A 15,872-nucleotide genomic window follows, 5' to 3' on the forward strand; every position below is an offset into this window, starting at 1 on the left:
TTTCCGTCCGCTACTCGCTGCGCGGGATTTCGTTGAACACGCCCCAGAATCGGCCGAGGGTCTTCACCGCCTCGAAGAACTGGTTGATGTCCACCGGCTTGACCACATAGGCGTTGACGCCCAGGTTCCAGCTGCGCGCAAGATCGCTTTCCTCGCGCGAGGAGGACAGGATCACCACCGGCAGGTGGCGAAAGGTGTCATCCGCACGCAGCTGCTGCAGCACTTCCAGGCCGTCCATGCGCGGCATCTTGATGTCCAGCAGCAGGACTGCCGGGTCGCCCGGCGAACGGTCGGCGAAACGACCCTCGCGGCGCAGGTATTCCATCACTTCGACGCCGTCCTCGACGTGCACGATGGGATTGGCAAGATTGGCCTCGCGCAGCGCGTCGACCGCCATTTCGGCATCGGCCAGGCTGTCTTCGGCAAGCAGGATCGGGAGGATTTCCTTCATGGTGCGGGGTGTCCCTGATGGTCATGGGGTGCCATTCCGGCATTGCCGGAATTATCCAGCATCGCCGGCAAGGTGAAGCGAAAAGTGCTGCCCTGGTCGGGTGCCGATTCAGCCGAGATCTGCCCGCCATGGCGCAGCAGCACGCGCTGCACGCTGGCCAGACCAATGCCGGTACCGCTGAACTCGCTGGCCTTGTGCATGCGCTGGAACACGCCGAACAGCTTGCCGGCATAGGCCATGTCGAAGCCGACGCCATTGTCGCGGATCCGGAACTCGTGGCGTCCGTCGTCCAGCCGCTGATGGTCGACCTCGATCAGCGTGTGCTCGCGTGGCGTGCTGTACTTGACCGCGTTGCCCAGCAGGTTGAGCCACACCTGGCGCATCATGTTTTCGTCGGCGACCACGATCGGTAGCGGTGCGATGCGCCATTCGATGCGTCGTCCCGGGGTTTCGGCCTCGGCGTTGGAATCGAGCAGGGCGCGCGTTTCGGCCACCAGCGACTGCATGTCCACCGGTTGCAGACGCAGCGCACTGCGGCCGAGGCGCGAATACACCAGCAGATCGTCGATCAGTGCGGCCATGCGCTTGGCCGAGGCATCGATGGTGTCGAGGTAATGCCGGGTGCGCTCGTCGGCATCCTCGCCCAGGCGGTCCTGCAGCTTCTCGGTGAAGCCGGCGATATGCCGCAGCGGCGCACGCAGGTCATGCGACACCGAGTAGCTGAAGGCTTCCAGCTCGCGGTTGACGTCGGACACCTGCTCGATCTTGCCTTCAAGCTGGCGGTTGAGCTCGCTGATCTCGCGCTCGGCGGCCTTGTGCGCGCTGAGGTCGGACAGCGTCAGCAAGGCGATCTCGTCCTCGCGATCGGGCAGCTCGATCTGCCTTGCGTTGAGCAACATGGTGCGGCTGACGCCGTCCCGGGTTTCATGCTCCAGCTCGTAATCCCACAACTCGCGGCCCCGGCTGACCACGTCGCGCAGGCGCTGAGTGACTTCCGCGCCGGACCAGGCGCCGTCGCCGAGGCGGCCGATGTGCTCGCCGTCGATGGCGGCGGCCTCATCCTCGTCCGCATACAGCTCGGCGAAGGCCGCGTTGTGCATCACCACGCGTTGCTCGCGGTCGATCAGCGCGATCGGCTCGCGAATGGTCTGCATCACCGCCAGTGCACGTGCGTTGGCGGTGCGAGCGACATGCTCGGCCTGCTCCAGGCGCCGCTGGTGGCGCAGCGTCAACCACAGCAGCAACGACAACAGGCCGATCTGCAGCGCCGCGCTGGCCACCGACATCGAACGCCCTGCTTCGCGCAGGCGATTGGCCTCGCGCTGGCGTTCGGCGAGGCGATCGCGCTCCTCCTTGAGCAGGCTGGCCGCGGCATCGCGCATCGGAAACTCGTTGACCATGATCGCGAGCAGTTCGCGGCGCGTGTCGGTGTCGCCGGCGTCGATGATGCGCTGGCTCATCTCCATGCGCTGCTCGATGCGGTTCTTCAACTCGCCCACGCGCAGTTGCTGGCGCGGGTTGTCGCTGGTGAGTTCGATCAGCCGATTCAGCAGGTCGGGGATCGCCCCCATGCTTTCGGCCACCCGGCGCCGTGCGTTGGGGACATCGACCCCGGCGGTCATGCTGGCCGCCGCCGATTCCAGGTCGCGCACTTCATAGATCAGCCGGCTGGCCGTGGACTCGACCTGGCTGGTGTGCGCGACGCGCTGGTCGGCGTCGTGGATGCGCGAATTGGCCAGGTGCAGCGCAAGGTGCGGGCCGGCCACGATCAGGGCCACCACCAGGTACAACAGCCATTGCGAGCGCCACACCGACATGCGCCAGGTCCGATTGGGCAGCAGGCATGATCGAACATGCCCGCCATGGATTCAACACGCACTGCTGCCGCCGGGCCGCGCGATGCAGGCATTGCGCATGACGGGACGGGATAAAATGCACGCATGGTGCTCAACATCGCCGCCTATCTGTTCGTCGAACTCGACGACCTGCCCGTGCTCGCGCAGCGCGTGCGCGCGCAATGTGCCGCGCGCGGCCTGCACGGCAGCGTGCTGCTGGCCGCCGAGGGCATCAACCTGTTCCTCGCCGGCGGTGAGAGCGAGCTGCGCGGCTTCCTGGACTGGCTGCGTGAAGACCCGCGCTTCGCGGCGCTGCAGGCCAAGGAAAGCTGGAGCCGGCACGTGCCGTTCGCACGGCTCAAGGTCAAGCTCAAGCGCGAGATCGTGCCGTTCGCCGGGCGCCCCGCGGGCACCGGCGATGCGCGCGCGCCCGCGGTCGCGCCACGCACCCTGCAGCGCTGGCTGGAGACCGGGCACGATGATGCCGGCCGGCCCGTGCTGCTGCTCGATACCCGCAACCGCGAAGAAGTCGCCCATGGCAGCTTCATCGGTGCGCGCCACCTGCCGATCGACAATTTCAACAACCTGCCCGAAGCCGTCGCTGCAATCCGCGATGAGCTGGCCGACGCGCACGTGGTCAGCTTCTGCACCGGCGGCATCCGCTGCGAAAAGGCGGCGCCGTGGATGCGCAGTCTCGGCATGGACAACGTGTCGCAGCTGGATGGCGGCATCCTGCGCTACTTCGAGGAAGTTGGTGGCAGCGGCTATGCCGGCGGCTGCTTCGTGTTCGACGAGCGCATCGCACTCGATCCGCAGCTGCGCCCGTTGCAGGACGCAGCGGACGCAATGCCCGGCGCTGTCGCATGAGCTCGTGGCTGTTGTTGCTGATCGGCGTCATCGTGGCCTGGATGGCCCTGCGCGTGGTCGGCATGGTGCTCAAGATCGCCCTGTGGCTGCTGCTGGCCGCGATCGCCTACTTCTTCTTCGCCCAGGTGTTCGGCTGGCCGCTGCCGTGAATCGAATGCGTCACTCGGACGTGCCGAACGCGGCATCACGCGGCGAAAGCCGCGAGTATCAATGGGTCACGTCGCCCGCGTGATCCCGACCCGTCGGGTACCGCTCGAGGAGCAGCTTGCGCTCGGAGCGAAGCTGCTCGATCGCCCATTCGATCGCGTGAAGCATGTCGGCAACATTGTCCCCTGACTGCTCCATGTCCACGCTGATCCTGCCCTCGATGATTTCGACCTGGCGCACCTTCATGTCCCGACTCTCCACAGGTGACTGGAGCGATCATCCCAGCCCGCTGCGCAGTCGCGATTGCACGGGATGCTCGCGACCCGTCTGCGCTCCGCAGCTTTGCTGCAAGGGAGCAGGTTCAGCGCGAGGGGGACCATGGCGCACGAGCATCCGGCCTGGCAGGCGTGCGTTGTCCGGGCGCAGCGCGTGCGCGACGCCATTGCATACTTGCCGCCGGCACGCCGTGCCACGCTCGCAAGCCGGGAAAACGGGCATTCCCGTACCGCTATGGCCGTGCGCACGCTCCCCAGTGGTCACGGTGGTGGATGCCAAGATTGTGTTGACAGCCGTCCGGCGTGCCCGGATAATGGCCGGCCAGCTGCCCAGGTGGCGGAATTGGTAGACGCACTAGTTTCAGGTACTAGCGGGTAAAACCGTGGAGGTTCGAGTCCTCTCCTGGGCACCAACGGCTGGAATCAAAGACCTCGCGAAAGCGGGGTTTTTTGTTGCCTGACGTTCATTTCCCGTTGCAAAACAAGGGGTTATGGCGTCTCTCGGGGTCGCGGCTGGTCTCACCGGGTACTGGGGTACCACGTCACGTTGTGCGTAAGGATGTGCGTAACGCTCAAGGACGTTACAGCACTGCACGACCCATGCTGAGTGACGCGAAAATCAGGACGCTGCGTCCGCGGCCAACCGTTTATCGCGTGGCTGACCGTGATGGTCTCTGTCTCGAGGTTAGACCCAGCGGGTTCAAGGCTTGGCGGTACCGTTTCCGGATGAACGGCAAGCATCAGCTCCTTGCTCTCGGGCGCTATGGCGATGTCTCTCTGAAAGAAGCACGCGAACTCGCCAACCACGCGCGTCGCCTCGTAGCGCAAGGGCTCCATCCGCTGAATGAGCGTCGCAGGCAGCTGCAGGAGCAGCAGCGTGCTCGTAGCGACAGCTTCAAGCATGTTGCGTCGGCTTGGTTGACGGAGAAGGCCGAAAGCCTCCACCCTGACACCCTTCGCAAGGCTCGCCTTGTCGTCGAGCGCGATCTGATACCAGCGCTGGGGCCGATCCCGATCTCGTCGCTGACAACTGCCGATGTGCTGCCCGTGCTCAAAGCCATTCATTCGCGCGCTCCAAGTCTTGCAAGGAAAGCGCGCCAGTACGTGGCGGACATTGTGCGTTTGGCCATCCAGACCGGGCTTCGGCATGACGGCTCAGAGCTGTCGCTGCGTGGTGCCCTTCCCACGCATGAAAGCGGTCATATCGCCGCAGCGACGGACGCCGAGCTTCTGCGTGAGGTGCTGCTCGCCATCGACGGATACGATTCGCCCGTGACGCGCGCGGCCCTGCAGTTGACGGCATTGACGGCGATGAGGCCGTCCGTAGTGGCAGGCGCACGCTGGGATCATATCGATCTCGACCAGGGTACGTGGTCGGTGCCTGCGGAATTGATGAAGACTCGCAGAGCACACGTTGTGCCGCTTCCACGGCAGGCCGTCGAGCTACTGATGTCGCTGAAGCGCAAACCGCGATGTCCGTGGGTCTTTCCCGCTCAAGCGAAGCAGAAACGTCCGCATCTCAACCGAGACGCGCTGAGTGCAGCGCTGCGGCGGATGGGGTTCCAGGGCAAGCATGCGACGCATGGCTTCCGCGCAAGTCTGCGCACTTTGGGGCGCGAGCGACTCGAGATCGACATTGACGTGCTTGAAGCGCAGCTGGCGCACGTCAAAAAGGGGGACGTCCAGCGCGCGTACGATCGGGCCACTTTCGACAAGAAGCGCATCGAGCTGATGCAGCTTTGGGCCGACTACCTTGATGCCCTGAAAAGCAGCAACGTCGGTGAATAGCCGCAACTAGATCAGTCTGATCCTGCTCGTCGCACGGGTGCCAGTCCCAGCTGCTGCCGACGCTCGTTCCTGGCGTGACGCTCTCGACTTGATTTGTCGGTAGTTCTTTGCAGAGCGCGCATGAGGTCGGCCTCCGGCCAACGCGGTATGCGTGGCGCGACCATGACTGGTGGAGGCAGGTGGCCGCGTTCAATTTGGCGGTACAAAGTTGCCTTGGAGATCTTCAGTAGTGCGCAGACTTCCGGCCGGGTCAGCAGTGTGGGCAATGCATTGCTTCGGGTGTTGTGGGACATTGGGGAGCCTCCTTGTCTAGGAGACTACAAGTGCCACGCGCCGCAGTTTTCCGAAATTACGCATGAAAAGCACGGTGAAACGCGTTCTTGCGATGCATCTTGGTGCGGGGATGTCATAGGCAAGCTGCGATTGTCGCGGAAGGGTGGCTCTCGCCCGATTGCGGAAGTTTGCATCATCTGAAACGATAGCCCCGCGTTATGCGGCATCTGCACTTTTGGGCATCAGGAAGTGAACCAGCCCCCGTTAGTTGAGCTGTATCAGCCGTTCCGAGCTGATCTAATAGGCTCTTTGGATCAGGAGGTGCCATGGACGTCTTTGTCAGCTCTTTGATATCGGGACTGGAGGAAGACCGGGCGGCGGTCAGACGCGCCATTGAGCGCTTGGGGCACCGAGCCGTGATGGCCGAGGACTTTGGTGCGCGTCCCAACTCGCCCCAGGTGGCATGCTTGGGCGAACTGCGCAGGTCCCACGCAGTGGTGCTGGTCTTGGGTGCCCGGTATGGCGCCAAGCAGGCGTCCGGGCTATCGGCGACTCATGAGGAATACCGTGCGGCTCAAGGCCAAAAGCCCGTGATTATTTTTCTCAAAGACACCGAAGGGGCGCTGGAGCCCGACCAAGCTGCCTTCGTCGAGGAGGTCAGCGGCTGGGAGGGCGGGCTGTTTCGCGACAGCTACAGGGATCCTGAGCAGCTTGACGTGCTGGTTACCCGTGCCCTGCATCGCATGGCTCTCGCCAACGCGGCGACGCCGCTGGACCCGGGCTTGCTGTCCGCGCGGGCGATCGAGGTGGTTCAGCGGGTTCGAGGTGGCAACCAATACGGCGCGGTGCTGCACATCGGCGTTGCGACCGGACCGCAGGACGCAATCCTCCGCCCTGCCGAACTGGAAAGTCGAGAGTTGGCGTCGCAATTGCAGCAACGTTTGATGTTCGGTTCACAACCGCTATTTGATGTACGAGTGGGCGCCGACGTGGCAATGGAAGACCACGCGGTATCCGTCTTTCAGGGCGAGCGCCATGCTCCGACGGCCGAGGTGCAGTTGTGGCCCACCGGGGATTTGCGTGTATCCGTTCCGCTGCGTCGAAGCACGGGCTCGCACATGTCCTATGTCATCGAAGAAGACGTCGCAGACACCGTTGCAGGCGCTCTGGCGTTTGCAGGATGGATGCTCGGCCATGTCGACCCAACGGAGCGGTTGACACACGTAAGCATTGCGGCGCGCGTCGTTGGCGACAGTGTTATGGGCTGGCGCACTGCTGCAGAGCAGGCCGCGAGCCCCACGAGTGGCTCCTGGTCGATGATGGGTCGGGAGGCGGAGCGCGGGCAGCCCGTACAACTTTCGCCTGCACATATGCCGCGGGCGGCGTTAACCATGCGCTCGCGGGAAATCACCGAAGACCTTGTTGTTCTCCTGCGTCGCAGGTGGAGCGATGAGCACATTGGATACTGACGTCGCTCATACCGGAGGAATCACTATGTCGCTTCCTGCCCAAGCCTTTGCCGAACGCGCACTGCAAGATCTCACCCCGGGACAGTTGTTCTCGCTTCATGGTCATTGGGCGCTGCGGGTTGAGCTCCCAGGCACCCTGAATCAGGCATGCCTGCTGCTGCTCGAAGGCGAGCGTGCGGGTCAGATCTTCCCCATCGGTGGCGGCATTGCACGCTCCCTTTGCGTCGTGTCTCCGTTTGGCTGGTTCCCTGCCATCGAAGGTTCAACGCCTCTGGTCGACACGTTCGTTCCTGCGTCGCTTGCGTTATCCCCGTCGGGCGTTCTTCTCCCAGGAGTCATGCCAGATGGGTGGGGCGAGGCGGTGGCATTTGGTCTCGACGGAATGCTGGTCAAAGAGCTTCGTGGGAGTGGCCCGCATTTTCAGTGCTGGACCATCGAACTGCACCATCAGGATCGGCCCTTTCGAAGTCTCGGCACGATCGCCACCATCGCTCGCGCCGAGCCTGCCATGTAGCTTTGCGGCGCAGGGCCGGTGCTGGATGCTGACCGACTGACGGCTGTTCTAGAACCTCGATAGTCTGCAGCTGTCGAAAAACAACCGCGACAGCGTGATGCGTCAAGCGCAGCGTTCTCTTCAAGGGCGATAGCCAGGCGGCAAGCGTCGGTACAGGTAGTCTGCAAGATGCCTTTGGTGACCAGCGATGGGCGGGACATAGCGCGAGGCGCAGGTCACTCGGTGCAACGTTGGCGGCACTCGCCTCACAACTAGCATCGCGGACTTGTAGTCATGAAAAAAGCCAAGGCCGGGAGACCCGGCCCTGACGGTACAACCCCCGCTCGCGCGGGACAACGGGATACGGCGTAGCAGCTCGTTTGCCTAGAACAACCCCCGCTCGCGCGGGGAAACCCGATTCGAGATCCTGACGTGGGGTGAACCCGCGGAACAACCCCCGCTCGCGCGGGGAAACCTCTTGATACAGGCATTTACTGATAACAGCTTGGAACAACCCCCGCTCGCGCGGGGAAACCCCTGACCGGCGTTGACACCGCTTTCACGTCGCCGAACAACCCCCGCTCCCGCGGGGCAACCGGTAAAGCTACACACTTGTGCTTTTCAGCAGGCTAACCCCCGCTTTCGCGGGACAATCGACACACCGATCCCTCACCGAGATCGTACCAAATCGCGCGCGCAGCGCAAGGCTGTCCCGCACGTCCTCATCGAAAATACCGGCTCGGTGTCCTGACCTTGGCAAGCAGGTCGCCGTAGTCCTCCATCCTGTGCACGATCAGATGCTGCACACAGTCGACGCGTTCGAGGCGGGCGTCGATGGCGATGAGCTGGCTGCCGAGCAATACGCGGCGCTGTTTCTCGGCGACCTTCTTCCAGACTACGGCATTGACCATGCCGTCTTCGTCCTCGAGGGTCAGGAACGTCACACCACTTGCGGTTTCGGGACGCTGGCGTAGACGCACCAAGCCTGCGAAGCGCAGGCGTCGGCCATGTGGAAGTGCGTTCAGTTCAGAGGAGCGCAAGCAACGGCGGGCGCGTAGTTGACTGCGGATGAGTGCCAGCGGATGGGCACCCAGCGTCATGCCGAGCGTGGCGTAGTCGGCGACCATGTCGTCCGCGACGCTCGGCAGCGGGATCGAGGGAACGGGCTCCTTGGTTGCCGGCGCGGTGTCCAGCAGCGGCAAAGGGGCCTCGACGCCAGACACCGCCCAGCGCGCCTTGTGACGATGTCCTGCCAGCGCCTTCAACGCACCAGCATCAGCCAGCAGTCCCTGGTGACGCCGGTCGAGGTTGGCGCGTCGACACAGGTCGGCGACATCGTCGAAGGGGGCTTTGCCGCGTGCTTGCGTCAGGCGATCGGCCGCATCCTGTCGGAAACCCCTGATCAGGCGTAATCCGAGACGGATCTCGGGGTTTTCCGACGTCTTGCCGCGGGCAAATTCCAATGTGCAGTCCCAGTTGCTGAAGCGCACGTCCAGCGGCCGTATCCGAATGCCGTGGCGTCGAGCGTCCTGGATGATCTGGTCGGGGGTGTAGAAGCCCAGTGGCTGGCTGTTGATGAGCCCTGCGGCGAAGGCTGCCGGCTCATGGCACTTAAGCCAGCAGCTGGCATAGGTGATGAGGGCGAAGCTGGCGGCATGCGATTCCGGGAAGCCGTAGTGACCGAAACCCTTGATGCGCTCGAACAGCGTGTGTGCGTACTCCGCGCTGTAGCCGCGCTCAAGCATGCCGGCGAGCAACTGCGCCTTGTGCGGCTCCAGGCCACCGCGCCGCTTCCACGCCGCCATCGACCTGCGCAACTGGTCGGCCTGGCCGGGGGTGAACCCCGCAGCATCGATTGCCAGCTGCATGACTTGCTCCTGGAACAACGGGACGCCGAGTGTGCGTTCGAAGATGTGCTTGAGCTGCGGCGGATAGTCGATGGCTTCCTCGCCCCTTTTCCGCCGCAGGTAGGGATGCACCATGTCACCCTGGATCGGTCCAGGGCGGACGATCGCGACCTGCACCACCAAGTCATAGAACGTGCGCGGCCGGGTACGCGGCAGCATCGCCATCTGTGCACGACTTTCGATCTGGAACACGCCGAGCGTGTCGGCCGCGCAGATCATGTCGTAGGTCGCTGCATCCTCAGCCGGGATGGTGGCGATGGCCAAGTCGCGTCGTCCGGTGTGGCGAAGCATGTCCAGCGTCTTGCGCACGGCAGTCAGCATGCCGAGCGCGAGGCAGTCGACCTTCAGCAAACCGAGCGTGTCGAGGTCGTCCTTGTCCCACTGGATCACGGTGCGATCGGGCATGGCCGCGTTTTCCACCGGCACCAGCGTGGACAGCGGCAGCTCGCTGATCACGAACCCACCCGGATGCTGCGACAGATGTCGTGGCATACCCAGAAGTTGCCGTGTCAGCGCGATGACTCGCCGCATGATCGGCGTGTCCGGGTCGAAGCCGGCCTCGCGCAAGTGCGCATCGACCGGCTGGCCTTCCCAGTGGTTCATGGTGCCGGCCAGAGCATCGACATGGTCCGGCGGCAACCCGAGCGCCTTTGCCACGTCGCGGATGGCACTGCGCCCGCGGTACTCGGTGGCGACCGCGGTCAATGCGGCGCGCTCGCGGCCGTAGCGCTGGAATACGTACTGGATCACTTCCTCGCGCCGCTCGTGCTCGAAATCGATGTCGATGTCGGGCGGCTCATTGCGTTCGGCCGACAGAAATCGCTCGAACAGAAGGTTGATGCGCGCCGGATCGACTTCGGTCACGCCAAGCGCGAAGCACACCGCGGAGTTCGCCGCTGATCCGCGGCCCTGGCAGAGGATCCCGCGACCTCGTGCAAAGCGCACGATGTCGTGCACGGTCAGGAAGTAGCTCTCGTACTGCAGTTGCGCGATCAGCCCGAGCTCGTGCTCGATCTGCTGACGGACCTTGGTCGGCACCCCTTCCGGCCAGCGCCAGCGCGCTCCCTCTTCTGTCAGCTGACGCAGCCAGGTGGTCGGCGTGTGGCCGTCCGGGACCAGTTCCCGCGGATAGGTGTAGCGCAGTTCGCTGAGGCTGAAGCGGCAGCGCTCGGCGATGCGCAGCGTCTCGGCGAGCAGCGACTGCGGATACAGCCCGGAGAGTGCCGTCCGGCTGCGCAGGTGGCGCTCGCCGTTCTGGAACAGCCGCCAGCCGGCCTCCGCCACGGTGCAGTGATGGCGTATCGCGGTTAGGGTGTCCTGCAAAGCCCGACGTCCTCGGGCGTGCATGTGCACATCACCACTCGCCACCAGCGGCACGCCATGCTGCTTCGACCAACGCTGGCGCGCTTCCATGCTTGATGTATCGGTTGCTTCTCGGTGCTGGCTCACGGATATCCACAGGGCATCGCGGAAGCAGCGTTGCAACCAGACGATGTCCCGATCCGGGTCGGACCCGGGCTCGATCAGCAGGCAGACAAGTCCGGGAATGGCCTCGGAAAAATCCGAGGCGAGCGTCCGATAACTTCCTTTCGACGCCCGCCTGCGAGATACGGTGATGAGCTGGCACAGCGCCTGATAGCCGGCCAGGGATTCGCACAGGAGGACGATTTTCGGGCCAGATTCCACTTGGAACTCGGCGCCGACAATGAGGCGCACCTCGTGCTTCCTGGCTGCCTCATGCGCCCGCACGATGCCGGCCAGAGTGCATTCATCGGTGATCGCCAAGGCGCGATAGCCCAGCCGTGCCGCACGGGCAAACAACTCATCCGCTGTCGAGGCGCCGCGCTGGAAGCTGAAAGCGGACAGGCAGTGCAGTTCCGCGTAGTCCGGAACGGTCATGCGAACCAGCCCTGCAGCCAGAGCCGCTCATCGCCCGCGACGCGGAACGCCCAAGCGTGTTGACCGTCGCGCGTGAGGACGCGCACGTAGTCACGGCGCACGTCACGACCATCCCACCAGCCCGACTCGATGCGTTCGGCCTTGCCGACCACCTCATGACCCCAGCCGCGAAGTTCGATCGGCCGTGGCAGCAGCCATGTGGGTCGGGGAGGCAGCGGCGGTTCCGCCATGGGCTTGCCGGACGGGGTGCGGGTGGCGCACTCGGGCCGGTGATCGGCTTGCAAGGCGATGCCGTGGACAGCCTCATCACCCAGTCGGGCGCGCAAGCGCTCGCGCAGTTGCGGCCAACCTACCGCTTGAGCCGGACGAGTATCGAACAGGTCCGTCGAGGCCGGCACGAACGCCGGCAGGTCATCGGCGAGGAGGCGCATCGCACGGGTGCCGGCAGGCAAGCGCAACTGCTCCAAGCGACTGCGGGAGAGTTCCATCAACATGGCGGCATCACGTTCGGGCGCGAGCAGGCCCACCAGCAGTTCGGAGTCGGGATGGTGCTCGTGCTCGAAATACAGCCTGAAGCGCTGCACGCCACCATCGCGAGAGGACAGGAATGCCGCGAGGTCGGCAGTCAGCCGCTTCAGCGGGAACAGCAGGGCCTGGGAGGATTCGATGTCGTATTCGAACTCGATACGCGCCTCGAATCGATCCGGGGGCGCGTAGTAAGGCAGCGGCGGCGTCTGCGAACTGCGCAAGGCATCCAGATGGGCCAAGGCATCCGGGGGGAAGCGTCGCGCCAAGCTCTCCCTCGGCAATGCAAATACTTGCCCCAGCCGGCGCAGGCCGGAGCGATGCAGCGTGTCGATCACCTGTCCAGGCAGGCCGCTGCGCTCGACAGGCACTCCGGCCAAGGCCGTGTCCAGTTGCGACATCGTGATACCGGCGCCAGGATGCACAGCCGCCAATACCCGTGCCGCGAATGGATTGGGTGCCGCGGCCATGCGATGCCGAAACCCCATCTCTCCCAGATCCGCGGCCAAGCGTCGGCCAATCCGGCCCCAATCGCCGAACAGTGCGCGACTGGCTCCGATCTCCAGCACCAAGGCATGTTCGAACACGAGACTGACCTGCGAGCTGACGCCATAGGCCCACGCCGCCAGCATCTGCCGTGTGTCGACTTCGAGCCGGGGATCAAACGGCAATGCGCGGAAATCACGAGTCAGTGCATGTGCCGCCGACAGCAGCACGCCGCGGCGCAGCCCCAGACGCTTGGCTGCCGGGTTCAGCGCGTGCACGACGCGCCGCTGGCTTGGGCCACCGACCAGCACCAGCGGGGCATCGGGATCCGTTTGCTGGCGCAAGGTGGCGTCCAAGGCCAACTGCGGGAGGAGGATGCAGGCCCAACGCATGGCTCAATGCCATGGACGATCAAACGCCATCGGCTCGGTCGAGGCCCAGCCGCCGCGGCATTTGAGGACGGTGATTTGTCGTGCCGTGGCGCTGATCTGCAGGCGCAAGGCCGCTGGCGAGGGATTGCGTGCCTGGCGTGCATCGCGGAATACGAAGCCGAGGCTCTGGCCGGTTTCGGCCGCGACCTGCAAGCGACGCAAGGCGCGATCATCCGCCTTCATCGGCCAGCACAACACCGCCGCACAAGCCGCCGAGCGCAGGCATTGCTCTGCCGCCCACAGGGCATCCTTGCCGGTCGCGGCCTGTACGACCTCGATCTGTGCGAGGTCAACGCCGCCATTGCGCCAGCCCGGGGCGTGCACGCGGTACGGCGGGGCGATGAGCACGATGCGTTGCCCGGCGCGGGTCAAGCGGGCCAATGTCGGCATCACCAGCGACAGCTCGCCTACGCCATCGGCCGGCATCAGGATTTCCGAGAGGCTGGCCGGCGGCCAGCCACCCCAAGGCAGGCGCGCATCCAGTTCCGCGTGGCCGGTGGGCTGTCCGGTCGGCACCTCCGGTGCACGTGCGGGCCCACGCCACACTTGGCGCGCATCGATGAGGTGGGACAGGGAGGCGGCCCTGGCCATCAGTCGCGCCTCACCAGACCGCAATACAGGCCCTCGATCGCAAAATCAGCATCGCGCGGCACCTCGATTGGAGCGTAGTCAGGATTACGCGCCAGCAGGCGCACACCGGATCGGGTGACCTTCAATCGTTTGATGGTCAGCTCGCCATCAATGCGCGCCACCACCGTTTGCCCGTTTTCGGCCGTGTCCGCCTGCCGGATCGCCACCAAGTCGCCGTCGAAGATGCCGTCGTCGCGCATCGAATCGCCCCGCACCCGCAACAGGTAGTCGGGACGGGTCCGGAACAGGCCGGGGTCGAGCGGCAGCGTTTCGTCGAACTCGTGCGCCGGACCAATCGGCTCACCGGCCGCGACCCGGCCCAGGATCGGCAGTGACAGGCTGTCCTTGCCGGAGGCAGGCGCTGCCAGTGTCAGTGACCGGTTGCGCCCTGGCACCAGCCGGATGCGCCCGGCTTCGGCCAGAGCCGCCATGTGCTTTCGCGGCCCGGTCTTGCTCGCCAGCCCGAATGCATCGGCGATCTCGCGTTCGGTCGGCGCGTAGCCGTGCTCGGCGATGAACTCTTCGATGTAGGCCAGCACCTGCTGCTGGCGCGGGGTCAGGTCGTTGGCGTCCATGGTGTCTATTTGGTCACCTCATCGGGCACAATTCAACCCAGCCCATCTTCCCCATCCCCGTCGCAGGAGCTGCGACGCCGATGGATCAATGTCTTGCCCATGAACGCTCAACCACACACTGACATAGCTTCAGCCGTCCCGGACGGCACGATTGCGCCAAATGACTACCGCGGGCGCGCCTTCCTGTACGTGCTGGTCGCCTCCGGTCCGGAGGACCTGGCCAAGGTCGGGCTGACGCACGACCCGCTGCAGCGCTGGTCTTCGTTCCACCCGCGCTGGTTCGAAGCATTCGACCTCGACCACAGCCTGCTGGTGGAAACCGAGACCCGCGCCGATGCACAAAAACTGGAAACCAGCCTGCATCGGACGCTGCAAGACCACCATTGCCCGATGCCGATCACGATGCGGCTGGCCGCCGGCGGGCACAGTGAGTGGTACCGCGGCGCATATGCCGCCATCCGCCGCCACGTCCGGGCACTGGCTGATGCTGGCCATATCGTGCACTGGCAGGCGCGTGACTGGCTGGCACCGTCCATGCGCCAACAACGCGAGCGGGTATTCGAGCTGTTGCACGCCGCCCATGCCGACCATCACGCCGGTTGGCTGCAACTGGCGCAACGCCAGGCGATTCAGAACCTGATCGATGCGCACCGCCTGTTCGACCAGGATCTGCTGCACCATCTGCCGATGGGTCTGGTCGAAGACCTTCGGCTGCTGCCCTGAGCCGCGCATCACGAGCGCCGCGCTAGGCTGGACCAGACTGGCAGGAGGTCCCATGTGCTACTCGGCAAAGGTCAAGCAGGACTATCGTGAGTACGTCCGGCGCTTCGGTGCGGATATCAGCATCCAGGACTACGTGCGCCTGTTCTGGGAACGCAATCAGGCCGCTGGGCCCACCATGCGCATTCCCAAGGGCATGGAGAACGCATTCGCGCAGCTGGACACAACCAAGGGACGCGAGATCAGGCAGCTGGTCGACGAGTGGCGGTCAGGCCAGATCACCGCGACCGAGCAGGAGTTGTTCGCGCAGAAGAAGCGGCTCAATGATGCCGAGCGCGCGCTGCAAACGAAGATCACGAAGAAGGCACAGAACGAGCAGCGCATCGCCGGGAACAAGGTTGAAGCTGCCAAACGTCGACTCGCCGACCTCAAGCGCACTGGACACGAAGCACGCGACGATCGCATCTATCCGGGCTATTGGTGCACGGTCATGGTTTCCGAAAACGGCCGCAACGTGCTGCGGCCGATGCGCTATCAATGTCGACCACAGGGCAAGCCTGCGTTCTACGACCGCACATACCCCGGCACCTACAACGCGCGTCGCGACAACCTGGAAGGATTCTGGAAAGGCCAGTTCGGCCACACCCACGGGCTGATCCTGGTCGAGACCTTCTACGAGAACGTCGAAGGCGCGGACGGCAAGAACCAGGTCATCCAGTTCACGCCACGCGACGGCAGCGTCATGCTGGTCGCATGCCTTTGGTCGCACTGGACCGACCCCAAGGGCAAGGAGCCCGACCTGCTGTCGTTCGCGGCCATCACCGACGCGCCCGAACCTGAAGTCGCCGCCGCCGGCCATGACCGCACCATCATCAACATCAAGCCCGAACACGTCGACGCCTGGCTCAACCCGGATCCGGCTCGGCTGGATGCGCTCTACGCCATCTTCGACGACAAGCAGCATCCGTACTACGAGCACAGGTTGGCAGCGTGACTTCGGCAAGGCCGGTTTCCACGTTGGCGCGTTCTTCTGAACTGGTCACGCATCCGGATGCGACTGGCAGCGGCACGCTGCGCCGAGACCGGGCAAAAGAGCAGACT

The 15,872-nt window shown here is 64.6% G+C and carries 15 protein-coding genes, 1 tRNA gene and 1 CRISPR repeat array; of the genes, 8 read left to right on the forward strand and 8 right to left on the reverse strand.

Translation table 11 applies throughout. From position 1 onward, the window contains the following. Window positions 1-10: 10 nt before the first annotated feature. A complete protein-coding gene (locus ACW11F_RS01560; RefSeq protein WP_456995169.1) occupies window positions 11-451 on the reverse strand; it encodes a response regulator in 441 nt (146 codons plus the stop codon). Then, window positions 448-2,268 (reverse strand): ATP-binding protein, encoded by a 1,821-nt coding sequence (locus ACW11F_RS01565; RefSeq protein ID WP_456995170.1) that lies wholly within the window; start codon window positions 2,266-2,268, stop codon window positions 448-450. Before ACW11F_RS01565 ends, ACW11F_RS01560 begins: the two co-directional genes overlap by 4 nt. 123 nt (window positions 2,269-2,391) lie before the next feature. Here ACW11F_RS01565 and ACW11F_RS01570 point away from each other — a divergent pair, with 123 nt between their 5' ends. After that, window positions 2,392-3,153, forward strand: a complete 762-nt coding sequence (locus ACW11F_RS01570; RefSeq protein ID WP_456995171.1) for a sulfurtransferase — start codon at window positions 2,392-2,394, stop codon at window positions 3,151-3,153. Then, the gene (locus ACW11F_RS01575; RefSeq protein ID WP_456995172.1) at window positions 3,150-3,302 is read left to right on the forward strand and encodes a hypothetical protein; all 153 of its coding nucleotides are present in this window, start codon (window positions 3,150-3,152) and stop codon (window positions 3,300-3,302) included. Before ACW11F_RS01570 ends, ACW11F_RS01575 begins: the two co-directional genes overlap by 4 nt. Before the next feature lie 58 nt (window positions 3,303-3,360). On the opposite strand, the gene ACW11F_RS01580 is transcribed toward ACW11F_RS01575, so the two are convergent. Continuing rightward, complete coding sequence (locus ACW11F_RS01580; protein WP_456995173.1) at window positions 3,361-3,546, reverse strand: hypothetical protein; 186 nt, start codon at window positions 3,544-3,546, stop codon at window positions 3,361-3,363. A gap of 357 nt (window positions 3,547-3,903) precedes the next feature. Between ACW11F_RS01580 and ACW11F_RS01585 the strand changes: the two genes are divergently transcribed. Together ACW11F_RS01585 and ACW11F_RS01590 are read left to right on the forward strand one after the other, a co-directional pair. Continuing rightward, a tRNA-Leu gene (locus ACW11F_RS01585) sits at window positions 3,904-3,988 on the forward strand. Between the two features lie 187 nt (window positions 3,989-4,175). After that, window positions 4,176-5,363: a tyrosine-type recombinase/integrase gene (locus ACW11F_RS01590; protein WP_456995174.1), complete on the forward strand. Its 1,188-nt coding sequence runs from the start codon at window positions 4,176-4,178 to the stop codon at window positions 5,361-5,363. An 11-nt stretch (window positions 5,364-5,374) separates the two neighbouring features. On the opposite strand, the gene ACW11F_RS01595 is transcribed toward ACW11F_RS01590, so the two are convergent. Further along, window positions 5,375-5,656, reverse strand: coding sequence for a helix-turn-helix transcriptional regulator (locus ACW11F_RS01595; RefSeq protein WP_456995175.1), 282 nt, complete (start codon window positions 5,654-5,656; stop codon window positions 5,375-5,377). A gap of 306 nt (window positions 5,657-5,962) precedes the next feature. On the opposite strand from ACW11F_RS01595, the gene ACW11F_RS01600 reads away from it, so the two are divergent. Together ACW11F_RS01600 and ACW11F_RS01605 are read left to right on the forward strand one after the other, a co-directional pair. Next, entirely contained in the window at window positions 5,963-7,105 is a 1,143-nt protein-coding gene (locus tag ACW11F_RS01600) for a DUF4062 domain-containing protein (RefSeq protein ID WP_456995176.1), read from the forward strand. Window positions 7,106-7,130: 25 nt separating this feature from the next. After that, complete coding sequence (locus ACW11F_RS01605) at window positions 7,131-7,619, forward strand: hypothetical protein (RefSeq protein WP_456995177.1); 489 nt, start codon at window positions 7,131-7,133, stop codon at window positions 7,617-7,619. Window positions 7,620-7,929: 310 nt separating this feature from the next. Continuing rightward, a CRISPR array of direct repeats spans window positions 7,930-8,195; the repeat unit is 28 nt; unit sequence GAACAACCCCCGCTCGCGCGGGGAAACC. A 125-nt stretch (window positions 8,196-8,320) separates the two neighbouring features. On the opposite strand, the gene ACW11F_RS01610 is transcribed toward ACW11F_RS01605, so the two are convergent. The 4 genes from ACW11F_RS01610 to lexA are packed head-to-tail and all read right to left on the reverse strand — an operon-like array spanning window position 8,321 to window position 14,051. Next, on the reverse strand, window positions 8,321-11,404 hold the full coding sequence (locus ACW11F_RS01610) for an error-prone DNA polymerase (protein ID WP_456995178.1): 3,084 nt from the start codon (window positions 11,402-11,404) through the stop codon (window positions 8,321-8,323). Beyond that, window positions 11,401-12,807, reverse strand: a complete 1,407-nt coding sequence (locus ACW11F_RS01615) for a Y-family DNA polymerase (RefSeq protein WP_456995179.1) — start codon at window positions 12,805-12,807, stop codon at window positions 11,401-11,403. The genes ACW11F_RS01610 and ACW11F_RS01615 overlap by 4 nt, the downstream gene beginning before the upstream one ends. A gap of 3 nt (window positions 12,808-12,810) precedes the next feature. Then, window positions 12,811-13,437, reverse strand: coding sequence for a translesion DNA synthesis-associated protein ImuA (gene imuA / locus ACW11F_RS01620; protein ID WP_456995180.1), 627 nt, complete (start codon window positions 13,435-13,437; stop codon window positions 12,811-12,813). Then, window positions 13,437-14,051 (reverse strand): transcriptional repressor LexA, encoded by a 615-nt coding sequence (gene lexA / locus ACW11F_RS01625; protein WP_456995181.1) that lies wholly within the window; start codon window positions 14,049-14,051, stop codon window positions 13,437-13,439. The genes imuA and lexA overlap by 1 nt, the downstream gene beginning before the upstream one ends. Window positions 14,052-14,150: 99 nt before the next feature. Between lexA and ACW11F_RS01630 the strand changes: the two genes are divergently transcribed. After that, the gene (locus ACW11F_RS01630; RefSeq protein WP_456995182.1) at window positions 14,151-14,774 is read left to right on the forward strand and encodes a GIY-YIG nuclease family protein; all 624 of its coding nucleotides are present in this window, start codon (window positions 14,151-14,153) and stop codon (window positions 14,772-14,774) included. A gap of 52 nt (window positions 14,775-14,826) precedes the next feature. Further along, window positions 14,827-15,765, forward strand: a complete 939-nt coding sequence (locus ACW11F_RS01635; RefSeq protein ID WP_456995862.1) for an SOS response-associated peptidase family protein — start codon at window positions 14,827-14,829, stop codon at window positions 15,763-15,765. Window positions 15,766-15,872 lie beyond the last annotated feature (107 nt).

It is taken from the genome of Luteimonas sp. e5, assembly GCF_054031035.1.